A 15706-nucleotide genomic window follows, 5' to 3' on the forward strand; every position below is an offset into this window, starting at 1 on the left:
CCTATCCCTTGACCGCGCCCGAGGTGAGGCCCTTTATCATCTGCCGCTGCAAGGCGATGAAGACCAGCAAGATCGGCAGCATCGCCAACAGCGTCACCGCCATCACCGGGCCCCAGTTCGTCACACCCTCGGCCTGCTGCAGAAACGTCAGACCTATCGGCAGTGGCGCCACCGATTCATCGTCGGACATCAGGAACGGCCACAGGTATTCGTTCCATTCGTTGACCACGGTGATGACACCGACGGCGACCATGGTGGGCCGCGACATCGGCAACACCACCCGCAGCAGCAGTTGCCACCACCGCGCGCCGTCCATCCGGGCCGCCTCGATGATCTCGGCGGGCAGCGACAGAAAGTGGTTGCGCATCAAGAAGGTTCCAAACGCCACCCCCGCCAGAGGCAGGATGATGCCGGCAAAGGTGTTGCGCAGGCCCAGGTGTGAGATCAGCGCGTAGTTGGAAATCACGGTGATCTGGTTGGGCACCATCAACGCGGCGATGATCACCAAAAACACCGCCGTGCGGCCCGGGAACCGGACAAACACCAAGCCAAAGGCGCTGAGCACACCGAGCGTGAACTTCACCACCGCCAGCACCGACGTGATGATCAGCGAGTTGCGCAGAAACGTCCAGAACGGAATCTGCTCGGTGGCCGTGCGGTAGTTCTGCGGGTACCAGCGCGGCGGCCACCAACTGGTGCGCTGCGCATAGATGTCGGGCTGATCCTTGAACGAGGTGAAGAACACGAACAGCAACGGCCCGGCAATCAGCGTGACCACCAGCAACATGGCCGCGTAGCCAACGCTGCTACGGAGCCGATCCGGCGTCACTGCCGCTGCCCCCGATCCATCACCCGCACCTGGTAGTACGTCACGGCCAGCAGCACCAGGAACATGATCGTGGCCACCGTGGCGCCATAACCGGCCCGGAAATTGCGGAACGTCTCCACATACACCTGGTACACCATGGTGGTGGTGCCGGTGCCCTCCGGCCCGCCCCGGGTCATCACGTTGATCACATCGAACACCTGCAGCGAGTTGATCAGCACGGTGATCGACAAGAAAAACGTGGTCGGCCGCAGCTGCGGCAACAGCACTCGACGGAACACGGCCCACCGGCTGGCGCCGTCGATTTCGGCCGCCTCCAACAGATCTCGGCGTACCCCCTGCAACGCGGCCAGATAGATCACGAAGGTATAGCCGAGGTTCTTCCAGACGTAGGTGATGGTCACCATGAACAACGCCCAGCGCGCATCCTGGTAAAAGTCGGGCACCCCGACCCCGATCCGGCGCAACAGGTCTTGAATCAGACCGAAATGCGGGTCGAAGACGAACTGGGCGGCCAGGCCGACAGCGGCACCGGAGATCACGAACGGCGCGAAAACAGTGGAGCGCACCAGGTTTCGTCCACGCAACGGTCGATCGAGCAGCATCGCCAGCGCCAACCCCAGCACCATCGAGCCGATCACCGCGGCACCGGTGAAAACCGCCGTGTTGAACACGATCTGGCGGGTGTCCGACCGGGTGAACCACTCGGTGTAGTTGGATAACCCCACAAATCGGGCCGACGGATCGGAGATGTTCCAGTCGAAGAACGACAGCCGGATGTTGTCGGCCAACGGGCGATAGACGAACAGCAGCAATAGCGCCACATTGGGGCCGACCAACACGACGAACAGCGCATAATCGCGCACGCGCTCTTTCGATGACCGAAGCCGTGCTCGTTGCGGCGCCGCCATCGGCGCAGTGTAGCTCCGTATTCTGTCGGCGAGTTTGCCGCCACGGTCGATGAACCAATCACCGCCGTCACGGCAATGTCGGCCAGCTACGCCGCGCCCGTCACCGCCCACCGACCGCTGTACGCCCGCCATCCGACGAATATCAGCCGCAGCACGATAAACGTGCCCAGTCCCGACCAGATACCCGCCAGCCCCCAGCCATACGCCAGCGACAACCAGACAAGCGGCAAAAAGCCCACCAACGCACTCGCCACCGTCGCCGTCCGCATGAACGCGGCGTCGCCCGCGCCCAGCAGCACCCCGTCAACTGCGAAAACAATTCCCGCAAAAGGCAATTGGGCTACCATGAACCACCACGGCACCCCGATCGCGGCGAGTACCGATCGATCGTCGGTGAATAGCCCGGGCAGCACCGAGGAGCCTAGCCCTAACGCCGCTGCCAAAATTCCCGCCGCCAACAGCGAAAACGCCGTCACCCGCCATGCCACCGCCTTGGCGTGCCCGGCATCACCGGCACCCAACGCGGCACCAACCAGCGACTGCGCCGCAATCGCTAGCGAATCAAGAACCAGCGCAAGAAGACCCCACAACTGCAACACGACCTGGTGGGCCGCGAGCGCGGCAGCGCCGAACCTCGCGGCCACCGCCGCAGCCGAGACATAACAAACTTGGAAGGCCAGGGTCCGCACGATCAGGTCCCGCGCCATCATCAGCTGGGCGCCCAGCACGGCGCGGTCCGGCCGCAGCGACACCCGCTCGGCCAGTAACGCACCGGCAAACAGCAGCGCCGCCAGCCACTGCCCCACCAGATTGGCCACCGCCGAGCCGGTTAACCCCCAGCGGGGCAACCCCAGCCAACCGTGAACCAGCAGCGGGCACAGCAGAGCCGACGACCCGAAGCCGGCGACCACATACCGCAGCGGTCGCACGGTGTCCTGCACGCCGCGCAGCCAGCCGTTGCCGGCGAGCGAGACCAGGATCGCCGGCGTGCCCAGGATCGCGATCCGCAGCCACGGCAAGGCCGCCGCGGTGATGCCATCGCCAGAAGCGATCGCCGACACCAGCGGCGTCGCGGTGGCTTCCACCACGACGACGACCAACGCGCCCAGACCCAACGCCAACCAGGTCGCCTGTACACCTTCGGTGACCGCGGCCACCCGGTTGCCGGCACCGTAACGACGCGCCGCACGCGCTGTGGTGCCGTAGGACAAAAACGTCGCCTGGGAACCAACCAGGCCGAGCACCAGACTGCCGATGGCCAGACCCGCCAGCGATATCGCCCCCAGCCGGCCCACCACGGCGATGTCGAACAGCAGGTACAGCGGCTCGGCGGCCAGCACGCCCAGCGCGGGCAACGCCAGCTGCGCGATCTGACGGCCGCCCGCGCGGTGCCCCACCTGGCTCAACGGCGGCTAACCAAGCGCCGCGCGCAACGACGCCACAGCGTCGTCGATCGAGCCGGTGGTCGTATACCCCGCGGCCAGCCGGTGACCACCGCCACCGAACCCGGAGGCAACCGCGGCCAAATTCACGGTCTTAGCCCGCATCGACACCGACCACCGATGCGGTTCGACCTCCTTGAACACCGCCGCGACCTCGGCTTGTTGCGTGGTGCGGACGATGTCGACGATGCTTTCCACTTCCTCCGAGCGCGCAGCGACCCACTCCCGGTTGTCGACGACGACGTAAACCAGCCCGCGGCCACCGACCGCCTCGGACACCAGCTGCGCCGAACCCAACACCCGCGATAGCAACGGCAACCAGGTGAAGGGATGGCTGTCCATCAAGGTCCTGCTGACGGTGGCGTTGTCCACACCGATCTCTACCAGCCGCGCCGCCAGCCGATACCCCCGCACACTGGCCCAGCGAAACGACCCCGTGTCGGTCGCCAACCCGGCGTAGATGCAGTGCGCGACGCGCGGGTCTATCGGTTTCCCCCACGCGTCGAGGATCTCGGCAACCATCGTCGTGGTGGAATCCGCCGACGGGTCAATGAAATTCGCGGTGCCGAACAGGTCGTTGGAGGCGTGATGGTCGATTACCAGGAGCTCCCGCCCGGAATCAGTTAGATCGCCCAGAGCACCGAGCCGATCAACACTCGGAATGTCAACAGTCACAACCAAATCGACATCGCGGCGCATCACCTCAGGGCGGACCAGCAGATGGCAGCCCGGCAGCGAACGCAGCGACTCGGGCAGTGTCGCCGGCGCGGCAAAGCTGACCTCGACCCGCTTGCCGCACCCGTCCAACACCAATGCCAATGCCAATCCGGCGCCGATGGTGTCGGCATCGGGGTGGACGTGGCAGACTACCCCGACCCTGGCAGCGGCCGACAACAGCGCAGCGGCACCGACGGCGTCCACGCGGGCCCCCGCGCGACGCCGCCCGTCGACCAGCTCACTCCTTGGGTCGATCGTCGTCACCGGTGTCTCCCCCGCAAGTGAGCGGTGCCTCCACAGCCTCGGGTCTGTCGCTCGTTCTGATACCCAGTCCCCCGGGAGCCGGTGATTGCGCCACCGACCCGTTATCACGGTACGGGTCGGCCTCCCCCGCCGGTTTAGCGCCCACCCGGACCCGCGCCAGATCGGCATCCGCGGCGCGAGCGCGGGCCAGCAACTCGTCCATCCGGTGCACACTGTCCGAGATCGTGTCGAGCGTGAACGTCAAGGTGGGAGTGAACCGAACGCCGGTGCCCGCCCCGACCTTGGTGCGCAGCACCCCTTTGGCCCGTTCCAGCGCGGCGGCCGCGCCGGCGCAGTTCGGCTCGTCGTGTAGCGTGCGTCCCATCACCGTGTAGTACACCGTGGCATCGTGCAAGTCGGCGGTCACCTTCGCATCGGTGATGGTCACCCCGGCCAATCCAGGATCCTTGATCTCGTACTCGATCGCCGAGGCGACGATCGCGGCGATCCGTTTGGCCAGCCGCCGCGCCCTAGCAGCATCAGCCATCAGGCGCGTTCCTTCTGGACCAGCTCGTAGGACTCGATGACGTCGCCCTCCTTGATGTCGGCGTAACCCAGTGTCAGGCCACACTCGAAGCCGTCGCGCACCTCGGTCACGTCGTCCTTCTCCCGGCGCAGCGAAGCGATCGAAAGGTTCTCGGCGACCACGATGTTGTCCCGCAACAGCCGCGCCTTGGCGTTGCGCCGCATCACACCCGAGGTGACCAGGCAGCCGGCGATGAGGCCGACCTTCGAAGACCGGAACAACGCCCGGATCTCAGCCCGACCCAGCTGGTTTTCCTCGTAGATCGGCTTGAGCAGGCCACGCAGCGCCTGCTCGATCTCGTCGATCGCCTGGTAGATGACCGAGTAGTAGCGGATCTCCACGCCTTCGCGGCTGGCCAGCTCGGTCGCCTTGCCTTCGGCGCGCACATTGAAACCGATGATCACCGCATCGGAAGCCGACGCCAGGTTGACGTTGGTTTCGGTAATGCCGCCGACACCGCGGTCGATCACCCGCAGCACCACCTCGTCGTCCACCTGGATACCCATCAGGGCCTCTTCCAGCGCCTCGACGGTACCGGCGTTGTCGCCCTTGAGGATCAGGTTCAGCTGGCTGGTTTCCTTCAGCGCCGAGTCCAGGTCCTCCAGGCTGATCCGCTTGCGTGAGCGCGCCGCCAGGGCGTTGCGCTTGCGAGCGCTACGCCGGTCGGCGATTTGGCGGGCGATACGGTCCTCGTCGACGACGAGGAAGTTGTCGCCGGCGCCGGGCACCGACGTGAAGCCAATGACCTGCACAGGCCGCGACGGCAGCGCAACCTCGACGTCTTCGCCGTGTTCGTCGACCATGCGGCGAACACGGCCATAGGCGTCGCCGGCGACCACCGAGTCACCGACCCGCAAGGTGCCGCGCTGCACCAGCACGGTAGCCACTGGGCCTCGACCACGGTCCAAGTGCGCCTCGATCGCCACACCCTGGGCTTCCATGTCGGGGTTTGCCCGCAGGTCCAGCGCGGCGTCGGCGGTCAGCAACACGGCCTCCTCCAGCGCCTCGATATTGGTGCCCTGCTTGGCCGAGATGTCGACGAACATCGTGTCACCGCCGAATTCCTCTGGCACTAAACCATATTCGGTAAGCTGCCCGCGAATCTTGGCCGGGTCGGCACCCTCCTTGTCGATCTTGTTGACCGCCACCACGATCGGCACGTCGGCGGCCTGCGCGTGGTTGATGGCCTCGACCGTCTGCGGCATCACTCCATCGTCAGCGGCGACCACCAAAATGGCGATATCGGTCGCCTTGGCGCCACGGGCACGCATGGCGGTGAACGCCTCGTGGCCCGGGGTGTCGATAAAGGTAATCAGCCGCTGGCTGCCGTCCAGATCGACGGCCACCTGGTAGGCACCGATGTGCTGGGTGATGCCGCCGGCCTCGGCCTCGCGGACGTTGGCCTTGCGGATGGTGTCCAACAGCCGGGTCTTGCCGTGGTCGACGTGACCCATCACCGTCACCACCGGCGGGCGAACCTGAAGGTCCTCCTCGCCGCCCTCGTCCTCACCGTAGCTGAGGTCGAAGGATTCCAGCAGCTCGCGGTCTTCGTCCTCCGGGCTGACGACCTGAACGTTGTAGTTCATCTCGCTGCCCAGCAACTCCAGCGTCTCGTCGCCGACCGACTGGGTGGCCGTCACCATCTCGCCGAGGTTGAACAGCGCCTGCACCAGCGCCGCGGGGTTGGCGTCGATTTTGTCCGCGAAGTCGCTGAGCGACGCGCCGCGCGCGAGCCGGATCGTTTCGCCGTTGCCGTGCGGCAACCGCACCCCGCCGACGACCGGAGCCTGCATCGAGTCGTACTCCTGGCGCTTCTGCCGCTTGGACTTGCGGCCGCGCCGGGGCGCACCACCCGGGCGGCCGAACGCGCCGGCGGCACCGCCACGCTGCCCGGGACGGCCACCGCCGCCGCCCCCGGGACGGCCGCGGAAGCCCGTTCCGGGAGCGGCACCCACGCCGCCACCCCGGTAGTTGCCGCCGCCCGCGTCGGAACGGCCAGCGCCGGGCGCACCGGGCCGGCCCCCCGGTCGTGGCGCACCAGGACGTGGTGGACGGGCACCCCCGACAGCTCCACCGGGGCGTGGCGGCATGCTGCCGGGCGAGGCGCCCGGACGTGGAACCCCGGGCCGGGCGGTACCGGGGCGGGGAGCCGGCGGACGCGGGATGGGCCGGTCGGCGGGTTGCGCCGACGAGAACGGGTTGTTGCCGACGCGCGGGGTGCGAATCCCCGGCTTCGGCACCGGGCCCGGCCGCGCCCCGGGAGCCATGCCGGGGTGGGGTGCCTGAGGGCTGGGCGGCACTGCGGTCGGAGGCTCGGGTGCGGCGGGGGTAGTTGGGGAGACGATTGCCGCCCCGCCGGAATCGGCGGCCTTGGCGGGCGCGGCAGTCGCCTTGCCGTTGCCTGCGGCCATGTCGATCGCGGCGTCCAGCGCCTTGTCAAGGGACTTGTCGGGGCCTTTGCCGGGGGACTTGGCGGTGCCTTTCGCCGGGGCAGGTTTGCTGCCACCGAACGATTCACGCAGCCGACGGGCAACCGGTGCTTCCACCGTCGACGATGCTGATTTGACGAATTCGCCCTGCTCGCTCAGCCGGGCGAGAACTTCCTTGCTGGTTACACCGAGTTCCTTAGCCAACTCGTGTACGCGGGCCTTACCTGCTGCCACTACATCTCCTGTCCATGAGGCGACAGTCGTGGGCCGCGCCTCGGGTTTAGCTATGACGCATTGTCATCGGGACTTCACGGTGTGCTCATGTTCTATTGCTACCTGTTCTGTTGCCCGGTGGTTCGAGCTCGCCTAGAGACTCCAGGTACTCGACCACCGCGGATGTGTCCGGCGAACCGGCGATGCGCAGCGCTCTTGCGAAAGCCCGCCGCCGAATCGCTTGTTGCGCGCACTGCCGTAGCGGATGCAGCCACGCACCCCGCCCCGGCAGGCTGGTCGCTGTATCAACGATCGCGGCGTAGTTGCCGTTCCCGGTCGACACAGCCACCACTCGAAGCAGTTCGACGGCCAACCCTCGCTTTCGGCACCCGACACACGTCCGCACCGGTCCGCGGGGATTATCCGGGCGTCGATGCGCCGAGGCCGAAGGCTCGCGCTGGATCACGGCTAAGTGTAGCGTCACCGGGCAAGCCCGATTGCCCGGCTATCTGCCGTGGGATAACGCACGGCGCTAGCGGTCGTGCGCCATACCGCGGCTGACTCCGGGTTCGGGCTGACCGGGCGGGGGCGGCGGCGCATCGCCGCGAATATCGATACGCCACCCGGTGAGCCGGGCAGCCAGCCGGGCGTTCTGCCCTTCCTTTCCGATTGCCAGCGACAACTGGAAATCGGGCACCACCACGCGGGCGGCCCGGGCGGTCTGGTCGATCACCGACACCGACACCACCTTGGCCGGCGACAACGCGTTGGCGACAAAACGCGCCGGATCGTCGTCATAGTCGATGATGTCGATCTTCTCCCCGGACAGCTCGCTCATCACGTTGCGGACCCGTTGCCCCATCGGACCGATGCAAGCACCCTTGGCGTTCAAGCCGGCAACGTTGGACCGCACAGCGATCTTGGAGCGGTGGCCGGCCTCCCGGGCCACCGCGACGATCTCCACCGATCCGTCGGCGATCTCGGGGACTTCCAGCGAGAACAGCTTGCGCACCAGATTGGGGTGCGTGCGCGACAGCGTAATCAGCGGCTCGCGGGCACCTCGGGTTACACCAACTACGTAGCAGCGCAGCCGGTTGCCATGTTCATAGCTCTCCCCCGGTACCTGCTCAGCGGCCGGGATCACACCCTCGGAAGCCTTGGTCTCGGTGCCAATCCGGACGACGACCAGACCGCGGGCGTTGGCCCGGCTATCGCGCTGGATCACTCCCGCAACGATCTCGCCCTCGCGGGTGGAGAACTCGCCGTAGGTGCGCTCGTTCTCGGCGTCGCGGAATCGCTGCAACATCACTTGGCGTGCCGTCGTGGCGGCGATCCGGCCGAAGCCCTCTGGAGTGTCGTCCCACTCGCTGATGAGATTGCCAGCCTCATCGGTCTCACGGGCGATCACCCGAACGACACCGGTTTTCCGGTCGATCTCGATGCGCGCATCGGTCTGGTGACCTTGGGTGTGCCGGTAGGCAGTCAACAGCGCGGACTTGATCGTTTCGAGCAGTTCATTGACCGAGATACCCCGGTCCACCTCGATGGCATGCAGAGCAGCCATGTCGATGTTCATGCTCCGGCCTCCGTCCCGCGGGCCAGCCCCATCTCGGAAGACTGGGCCAGTTCCAACTCCGCCGGAGCCGGTGGCGAAAACTCAACCTGGACAACAGCTTTCACAATCTCAGCAAGCGGGATCTCACGGACTGCCCAGCCCCGGTCTTCCCGGATCACCAACGCCACCGTGCCAGCACGCATCTCGCCGACCCGGCCGGTCAGTCGCGATCCGTCTGACAACACCAGCTCAACCTTGCGGCCTCGAGCACGGCGGAAGTGCTTTTCGCTGGTCAGCGGGCGTTCCACACCGGGAGAGCTGACCTCGAGCAGGTAGCGGCCCCGGATCTTGTTCGCACCGTCCAGGCCGTCCAGCAAAGCCGATGCCCTGCGCGACAATGCGGCTATCGTATCCAGGTCGAGAGGGGCGTCACCGTCGGCGATCACCGCTATCCGCGGCGGGCGGGCCCGCGCATCGATGACCACGTCTTCGATCTCGTAGCCGGCGCACGCGAAATCTGCACCGAGTAGCTCGATCACCTGCCTCTGCGAAGGTAGCCCGGTGGTCACGGCGAGCTCCTCATCTTGAGTTGTCCGGTCATCTAGCGGAGGCGCCGCCAGGGCGGCTCCCAGTGTCCCGCCGGCACGCAGCAGCCGGCGTAGCTACCAACGATACGCCAGGAATCACGAATGACGCCGTGATCACGCCGTTCAACGTCTCGCCTGCCTTCGTAGCGGCGTCTTTCTGATGGCAGGATGTTGCTGTGCTTAGAGCAGCACCAGTCATCAACCGGCTCACGAATCGACCCATCAGCAGGCGGGGTGTGCTGGCCGGTGGCGCCGCGCTGGCCGCACTGGGAGTGGTGTCCGCCTGCGGCGAGTCCGCGCCCAAGGCACCCGCGGTCGAAGAGCTGCGCTCGCCGTTGGACCAGGCCCGACACGACGGTGCGCTCGCAGCTGCCGCCGCCACAGCCATCGGGATCCCGCCGCAGGTTGCCGCCGCGCTGACCGTCGTCGCCACTCAGCGAACCTCGCATGCTCGAGCGCTGGCCACCGAGATCGCCCGGGCCGCGGGCAAGCTGGTATCCGCTACGAGCGAAACCAGCAGCTCCAGTCCCAGCCCAACCGATCCGGCGGCACCGCCACCAGCGGTGTCCGACGTGATCGATTCGCTGCGCACGTCAGCGGGGGAAGCCAGTCGACTAGTGGCGACGACATCGGGCTACCGAGCAGGGTTGCTCGCCTCCATTGCCGCGTCCTGCACCGCCTCCTACACGGTTGCGCTCGTGCCTTCAGGCCCGTCGATATGACCTCGTCCGAACCCGCCCACGGTGCCACACCGAAGAGGTCCCCCTCCGAGGGGAGCGCCGACAACGCGGCGCTGTGCGATGCGCTTGCCGTCGAACACGCCACCATTTACGGCTACGGCATCGTCTCCGCGCTCTCGCCCCCTGGTGTCAACTTCTTGGTGGCGGACGCGTTGAAGCAGCACCGCCACCGTCGAGACGACGTGATCGTGATGCTGTCCGCGCGCGGAGTCACCGCCCCGATCGCTGCCGCCGGTTACCAGCTGCCCATGCAGGTCAGCAGCGCGGCCGACGCGGCACGACTAGCAGTGCGGATGGAGAACGACGGGGCAACGGCCTGGCGGGCGGTTGTCGAGCATGCCGAGACGGCCGATGACCGGGTGTTCGCTTCGACGGCTCTGACCGAGAGCGCGGTGATGGCCACCCGCTGGAACAGGGTGCTGGGCGCCTGGCCCATCACCGCGGCCTTTCCGGGCGGGGACGAATAGCTACCCGGTGACGGCCGCTGCGATATCGGTGGCCAGCGAGGCGCCGGCAACCAGCTCGCGAGTCTGACCGCTGAACCGGTCGCGCAGCTCGACCACGCCGTCCGCCCAGCCGCGCCCCACGACAACGATCCAGGGCATACCCAACAGCTCGGCATCTTTGAACTTGACGCCGGGCGATGCCTGGCGGTCGTCCAGCAACACCTCAACCCCCAGCCGATCCAGATCGGCGGCCAGCGCGGTCGCCCCGGCGCGAGCCTGCGCGTCCTTGTTCGCGATCACCAGGTGAACATCGAACGGCGCGACCGTCGACGGCCAGCGAAGGCCCAGCTCGTCGTGGTGCTGCTCGGCAACGACGGCAACCAACCGAGACACACCGATGCCGTAGGAACCCATGGTCAACCGCACCGGCTTGCCATCCTCGCCGAGCACGTCGGCGGTGAAGGCGTCGGTGTATTTGCTCCCCAGCTGGAAGATGTGCCCAATTTCGATACCGCGCGCCATGACCAGCGGACCGGCGCCGTCGGGAGATGGATCGCCTTCGCGCACCTCGGCGGCCTCAATGGTGCCGTCTGCGGTGAAGTCGCGGCCGGCCACCAAACCGACAACATGGCGGCCGGGTTGGTCCGCCCCGGTGATCCAGCTGGTGCCGTCGACTATCCGCGGGTCGACGAGATAGCGGACATTGTTCTCCCGCAACGCCTTTGGCCCGATATAACCCTTAACCAGGAACGGGTGCTTGGCGAAATCGTCGTCGTCGAGCAACGCGTAGTCAGCCGGTTCCAGCGCTGCGCCCAACCTTTTGTCATCGACCTCACGGTCGCCGGGCACGCCGATTGCCAGCAGTTCGGTGTCCCCTCCCGGCTGTCGGACTTTGATTAAGACGTTCTTCAGGGTGTCCGCGGCGGTCACCGTGCGGCCGAGATCGGCCTCGTTGGCCCAGGCCACCAGGCTGGCGATGGTTGGGGTGTCGCCGGTGTCGTGGACCACCGCCTCGGGCAGCCCATCGATGGGCAGGGTGTCCGGGCGGGCGGTGACAACCGCCTCGACGTTGGCCGCATAACCCGACTCGAGGCACCGGACAAATGCGTCCTCCCCGGACGGACTCTCAGCCAAGAACTCTTCGGACGCACTGCCGCCCATCGCCCCGGACACTGCCGAAACGATGACATAGCGCACCTGAAGTCGGTCAAATATGCGCTGGTAGGCCTCCCGGTGAGCGTGGTAGGCCGCCTTCAGCCCGGCGGCGTCGATGTCAAAGGAGTAGGAGTCCTTCATGACGAACTCCCGAGCGCGCAGGATGCCGGCCCGCGGCCGCGCCTCGTCGCGGTACTTGGTCTGGATTTGGTACAGCGTGAGCGGGAAGTCCTTGTAGGAGCTGTACTCGCCCTTCACGGTCAGGGTGAACAGCTCTTCGTGGGTGGGGCCCAGCAGGTAGTCGTTGCCGCGGCGGTCCTTGAGCCGAAACACGCTGTCGCCGTATTGGGTCCACCGGTTGGTCGTCTCGTACGGTGCCCGCGGCAGCAGGGCAGGAAATAGGATCTCCTGTCCACCGATGGCGTTCATCTCGTCGCGGATGACCCGTTCTATCTTGCGCAGCACTCGCAGGCCGAGCGGTAACCAGCTGTACAGCCCGGGCGCGACGGGCCGGATGTAGCCGGCCCGGATCAGCAGTTTGTGGCTGGCCACTTCGGCGTCGGCGGGATCGTCGCGCAGGGTGCGCAAGAACAACTCGGACATCCGGGTGATCACAGGCGGCAAGCCTAATTCGCCGAGCAGACGCAAAAGCGCCCAGGTCTGCCCGAAAAGGGGAGCTTTTATGACTGCTCGGCGGGAAGGGTTACAGCTCGCCGGCGTCGATCGCTTCCTTGACCTCCTGCGCATGGGCAACCTGCTGCGGCGTATACCCGATAAACAGCGCCATACCGCCGACGATGATGGCCGCTCCGGCCACCCACAGCAGGCCGTAGGTGTAGGCGTGGTCAAGCGCGGCCAACTGCACGTCGTTCATGAACTTCACCGGACCGGTGGTACCGCCCAGGTACAGCGTGCGCGACGTGATCACAGCCTGGATGACGGCGAGCACCAGCGGACCGCCCAGGCTCTGCAGCATCAGCGCAATTGCCGATACCGGACCGATCTGGTCGAAGCCGACGCCAGCGATCGCCGACAGAGTCAGCGGGACGACGGCCATGCCGATGCCAATCCCGCCGACGACGATCGGCATGACCAGGTTGGGGAAGTAGGGCACACCACGGTGCATGAAAAATGAGCCGTACAGCATGGCGCCGAATAGCAGATATCCGCCGCCGATGGTCAACACCCGTGGCGAAAATCGGGACACCAGCTGCGAGGACACACCTAGGCCGATTCCCATCGCGATGACGAACGGGATGAAACCTACGCCCGCGCGTAGCGCGCTGTAGCCCAAGATGTCCTGCACGTACAGGCCGATGCAGACGGTCAGGCTGAACATGACGCCGCCGGCCAACAGGATCGCGCTGAACGTGACCAACCGGTTGCGGTCGCGGAACAAATGGAACGGCACGACGGGGTTCTCGGCAGTGCGCTCCACGATGACAAACGCGACAGCGGCCGCCAAGGCCACCAGGCCCGAACCGATGGTAATGCCTGACATCCAGCCCTTTTCAGGACCGATCGAGAAGGCGAAAACCGCCGCGGTGCATGCCAGCGTGGCCAGTATGGCCCCGGTGGCGTCGAGCTTCATCCGTTCTTTGTTGGTTTCCCGTAGGGCGGTGCGGGCCAGGTAGATCATCACCAGCCCGATCGGCACGTTCACCAGGAACGCCCACCGCCATGACACCTCGGTCAGTGCTCCGCCGACCACCAGCCCCATCACCGACCCGATCGCGGTCATCGCGGCGAACACCGCCGTCGCGGCGTTGCGGGCAGGTCCCTTGGGGAACGTGGTCGCCACCAGCGCCAGACCGGTCGGAGATGCGATGGCCGACCCCACACCCTGGGACAACCGGGCGATCACCAACGTCGCCTCGTCCCAGGCGACCGCGCACAGCACCGACGAGATGGTAAATAGCGCAACGCCAACAATGAAGGTGCGTTTGCGCCCGATGGTGTCGCCAAGCCGGCCGCCGAGCAGCATCAGCCCGCCGAAGGTCAGCACGTAGGCGGTGATCACCCAGCTGCGGCCGGCATCAGACAAGCTCAGCTCGTTTTGAATCTTAGGTAGCGCGACGATGGCGACGGTGCTGTCCATGGTCGCCAGCAGCTGCATCCCGCCGATAGCAATAACCGCAGCGATAAAGCTGCGCGAGGGCAGCCAAGTCGGGTAGTACCTGCTGGGGCGCTCTGAAGCGGTCTCCTCCGAGCGCGGCGGGCGCATCGGGGCCGGACGTTGTGGGCGTCCGGCTGTCCAGTTACGGACCGCCCGCTCTGTGTCGTTGAGAGCCGTCATAGCGGGTTACCTTACAGTATTCTTAAGAATTGTTTAAACCCCGAACGCCGCTCAGGCCGACTACAGCCCCGATCACGATGATCGCGGGAGGTCGGATCCCCGCCGCGCGGACCTTCTCCGGCGTGTCGGCAAGGGTGGCCCGCAACGTCTGTTGAGCGGCGGTCGTCCCGTGTTGAACCACCAGTACCGGCGTATCCGCAGTTCGGCCACCCTTTAGCAGAACGTCAACGAAAAGCTCGATGCGTTCGACCGCCATCAGCAAAACGATGGTGCCCGTCAATGCAGCCAATGCATCCCAATTCACTAACGATTCGGGATGACCGGGCGCAAGATGGCCACTGACCACCACGAATTCGTGGGTCATGGCCCGGTGAGTGACTGGAACGCCCGCCATAGCGGGCACGGCTATGGCACTCGTCACACCTGGCACCACGGTAACCGGGATTCCGGCGTGGGCACATGCCAGCACTTCTTCATAGCCCCGGGCGAACACGAAGGGGTCGCCCCCTTTGAGACGGACCACAAAGTTGCCGGATCTGGCCCGTTCGATCAGGACAGCGTTGATCGCGTCCTGGGCCATGGCCCGGCCGTAAGGGATCTTGGCCGCGTCGATGACTTCTACGTGCGGCGGCAGCTCGGCCAGCAGTTCGGGCGGGGCGAGCCGGTCGGCGACCACGACATCGGCCTGGGCAAGCAGCCGGCGACCGCGAACCGTGATCAGTTCGGGATCGCCGGGACCGCCGCCGACCAACGCCACTCCGCCGCTGAGGACGTCGGAACTCTGCGCAGTGATGACGCCCTGCTGCAACGCCTCCCGGATTGCCGAGCGGATCGCCGCCGAACGGCGGTGCTCACCACCGGCGAGCACCCCCACCGACAGGCCCGCATAGCTGAATGACGCCGGGGTCACCGCCGTCCCCTCCACCGCGATATCGGCCCGGACGCAAAAGATCCGTCGGCGCTCCGCCTCGGCGACGACAGCCACGTTCACCCGCGCGTCATCGGTGGCCGCGATCGCATACCAGGCGCCGTCAAGGTCGCCGTCGCGGTAGTCACGCACCGACAAGGTGATCTGGTCCATCGCCTCGACGGCGGGGGTGACGCTGGGGGCGATCACGTGCACGTCCGCGCCACTGGCGATCAGCAGGGGTAACCGGCGCTGGGCGACCGTGCCCCCGCCGACCACGACGACCTTCTTGCCAGCCAGCCGTAACCCGACCAGATAGGGGTTCTCGGTCACCCGCCAAGCCTAGTGGCGATCGCAAGCGCGGGGACCGGGCGCCGCGGGTCGCCACCATCAGGGCCAGTGGCGATCGCAAGCGCGGGGACCGGGCGCCGCGGGTCGCCACCATCAGGGCCAGTGGCGATCGCAAGCGCGGGGACCGGGCGCCGCGGGTCGCCACCATCAGGGCCAGTGGCGATCGCAAGCGCGGGGACCGGGCGCCGCGGGTCGCCACCATCAGGGCCAGTGGCGATCGCAAGCGCGGGGACCGGGCGCCGCGGGTCGCCACCCCTTTGGCCGCGAATGTAACGCCACTGCGAATTTCCGGCCCGGCTTTT

Annotated in this window: 14 protein-coding genes; 2 read left to right on the forward strand and 12 right to left on the reverse strand. The window is 66.6% G+C overall.

The window, feature by feature from the left end:
• Position 1 precedes the first annotated feature (1 nt).
• The 9 genes from MCAN_RS15015 to rimP all read right to left on the reverse strand — a co-directional run bounded on the left by MCAN_RS15015 (position 2) and on the right by rimP (position 9491).
• Positions 2 to 829: a carbohydrate ABC transporter permease gene (locus MCAN_RS15015; protein ID WP_014001454.1), complete on the reverse strand. Its 828-nt coding sequence runs from the start codon at positions 827 to 829 to the stop codon at positions 2 to 4.
• Positions 826 to 1737 carry a carbohydrate ABC transporter permease gene (locus MCAN_RS15020; protein ID WP_014001455.1) on the reverse strand — a complete coding sequence of 304 codons (912 nt, stop codon included), beginning with the start codon at positions 1735 to 1737 and terminating at the stop codon, positions 826 to 828. Before MCAN_RS15020 ends, MCAN_RS15015 begins: the two co-directional genes overlap by 4 nt.
• Positions 1738 to 1823: 86 nt before the next feature.
• A complete protein-coding gene (locus tag MCAN_RS15025; RefSeq protein WP_014001456.1) occupies positions 1824 to 3143 on the reverse strand; it encodes an MATE family efflux transporter in 1320 nt (439 codons plus the stop codon).
• Between the two features lie 6 nt (positions 3144 to 3149).
• On the reverse strand, positions 3150 to 4160 hold the full coding sequence (gene nrnA, locus MCAN_RS15030) for a bifunctional oligoribonuclease/PAP phosphatase NrnA (protein WP_003414507.1): 1011 nt from the start codon (positions 4158 to 4160) through the stop codon (positions 3150 to 3152).
• Complete coding sequence (gene rbfA, locus MCAN_RS15035) at positions 4135 to 4686, reverse strand: 30S ribosome-binding factor RbfA (protein WP_014001457.1); 552 nt, start codon at positions 4684 to 4686, stop codon at positions 4135 to 4137. Before rbfA ends, nrnA begins: the two co-directional genes overlap by 26 nt.
• Positions 4686 to 7388 carry a translation initiation factor IF-2 gene (gene infB, locus MCAN_RS15040; protein WP_003899505.1) on the reverse strand — a complete coding sequence of 901 codons (2703 nt, stop codon included), beginning with the start codon at positions 7386 to 7388 and terminating at the stop codon, positions 4686 to 4688. Before infB ends, rbfA begins: the two co-directional genes overlap by 1 nt.
• Before the next feature lie 85 nt (positions 7389 to 7473).
• Entirely contained in the window at positions 7474 to 7851 is a 378-nt protein-coding gene (locus tag MCAN_RS15045; RefSeq protein ID WP_407635590.1) for a YlxR family protein, read from the reverse strand.
• A gap of 48 nt (positions 7852 to 7899) precedes the next feature.
• On the reverse strand, positions 7900 to 8943 hold the full coding sequence (gene nusA / locus MCAN_RS15050; RefSeq protein WP_003414511.1) for a transcription termination factor NusA: 1044 nt from the start codon (positions 8941 to 8943) through the stop codon (positions 7900 to 7902).
• Positions 8940 to 9491 carry a ribosome maturation factor RimP gene (gene rimP / locus MCAN_RS15055; protein ID WP_003899507.1) on the reverse strand — a complete coding sequence of 184 codons (552 nt, stop codon included), beginning with the start codon at positions 9489 to 9491 and terminating at the stop codon, positions 8940 to 8942. The genes nusA and rimP overlap by 4 nt, the downstream gene beginning before the upstream one ends.
• Before the next feature lie 194 nt (positions 9492 to 9685).
• Here rimP and MCAN_RS15060 point away from each other — a divergent pair, with 194 nt between their 5' ends.
• Positions 9686 to 10231, forward strand: coding sequence for a hypothetical protein (locus MCAN_RS15060; RefSeq protein WP_003414516.1), 546 nt, complete (start codon positions 9686 to 9688; stop codon positions 10229 to 10231).
• Complete coding sequence (locus tag MCAN_RS15065) at positions 10228 to 10716, forward strand: ferritin-like domain-containing protein (RefSeq protein WP_003414522.1); 489 nt, start codon at positions 10228 to 10230, stop codon at positions 10714 to 10716. The genes MCAN_RS15060 and MCAN_RS15065 overlap by 4 nt, the downstream gene beginning before the upstream one ends.
• Here the strand turns inward: MCAN_RS15065 and MCAN_RS15070 are convergent, their stop codons facing one another.
• The 3 genes from MCAN_RS15070 to cobA form a co-directional block, all read right to left on the reverse strand.
• The gene (locus tag MCAN_RS15070) at positions 10717 to 12465 is read right to left on the reverse strand and encodes a proline--tRNA ligase (protein ID WP_014001459.1); all 1749 of its coding nucleotides are present in this window, start codon (positions 12463 to 12465) and stop codon (positions 10717 to 10719) included.
• Positions 12466 to 12553: 88 nt separating this feature from the next.
• Positions 12554 to 14146 (reverse strand): multidrug efflux MFS transporter EfpA, encoded by a 1593-nt coding sequence (gene efpA, locus MCAN_RS15075; RefSeq protein WP_014001460.1) that lies wholly within the window; start codon positions 14144 to 14146, stop codon positions 12554 to 12556.
• A 22-nt stretch (positions 14147 to 14168) separates the two neighbouring features.
• Entirely contained in the window at positions 14169 to 15386 is a 1218-nt protein-coding gene (gene cobA / locus MCAN_RS15080; RefSeq protein ID WP_003414535.1) for a uroporphyrinogen-III C-methyltransferase, read from the reverse strand.
• Positions 15387 to 15706 lie beyond the last annotated feature (320 nt).

Source organism: Mycobacterium canetti CIPT 140010059, from assembly GCF_000253375.1.
GTDB classification, from domain to species: domain Bacteria; phylum Actinomycetota; class Actinomycetes; order Mycobacteriales; family Mycobacteriaceae; genus Mycobacterium; species Mycobacterium tuberculosis.

Bases quoted from the DNA above. Each gene is read 5' to 3' on its own strand.
- efpA (WP_014001460.1), bottom strand. From the start codon at position 14,146: ATGACGGCTCTCAACGACACAGAGCGGGCGGTCCGTAACTGGACAGCC.
- MCAN_RS15020 (WP_014001455.1), bottom strand. From the start codon at position 1,737: ATGGCGGCGCCGCAACGAGCACGGCTTCGGTCATCGAAAGAGCGCGTG.
- MCAN_RS15065 (WP_003414522.1), top strand. From the start codon at position 10,228: ATGACCTCGTCCGAACCCGCCCACGGTGCCACACCGAAGAGGTCCCCC.
- nusA (WP_003414511.1), bottom strand. From the start codon at position 8,943: ATGAACATCGACATGGCTGCTCTGCATGCCATCGAGGTGGACCGGGGT.
- rbfA (WP_014001457.1), bottom strand. From the start codon at position 4,686: ATGGCTGATGCTGCTAGGGCGCGGCGGCTGGCCAAACGGATCGCCGCG.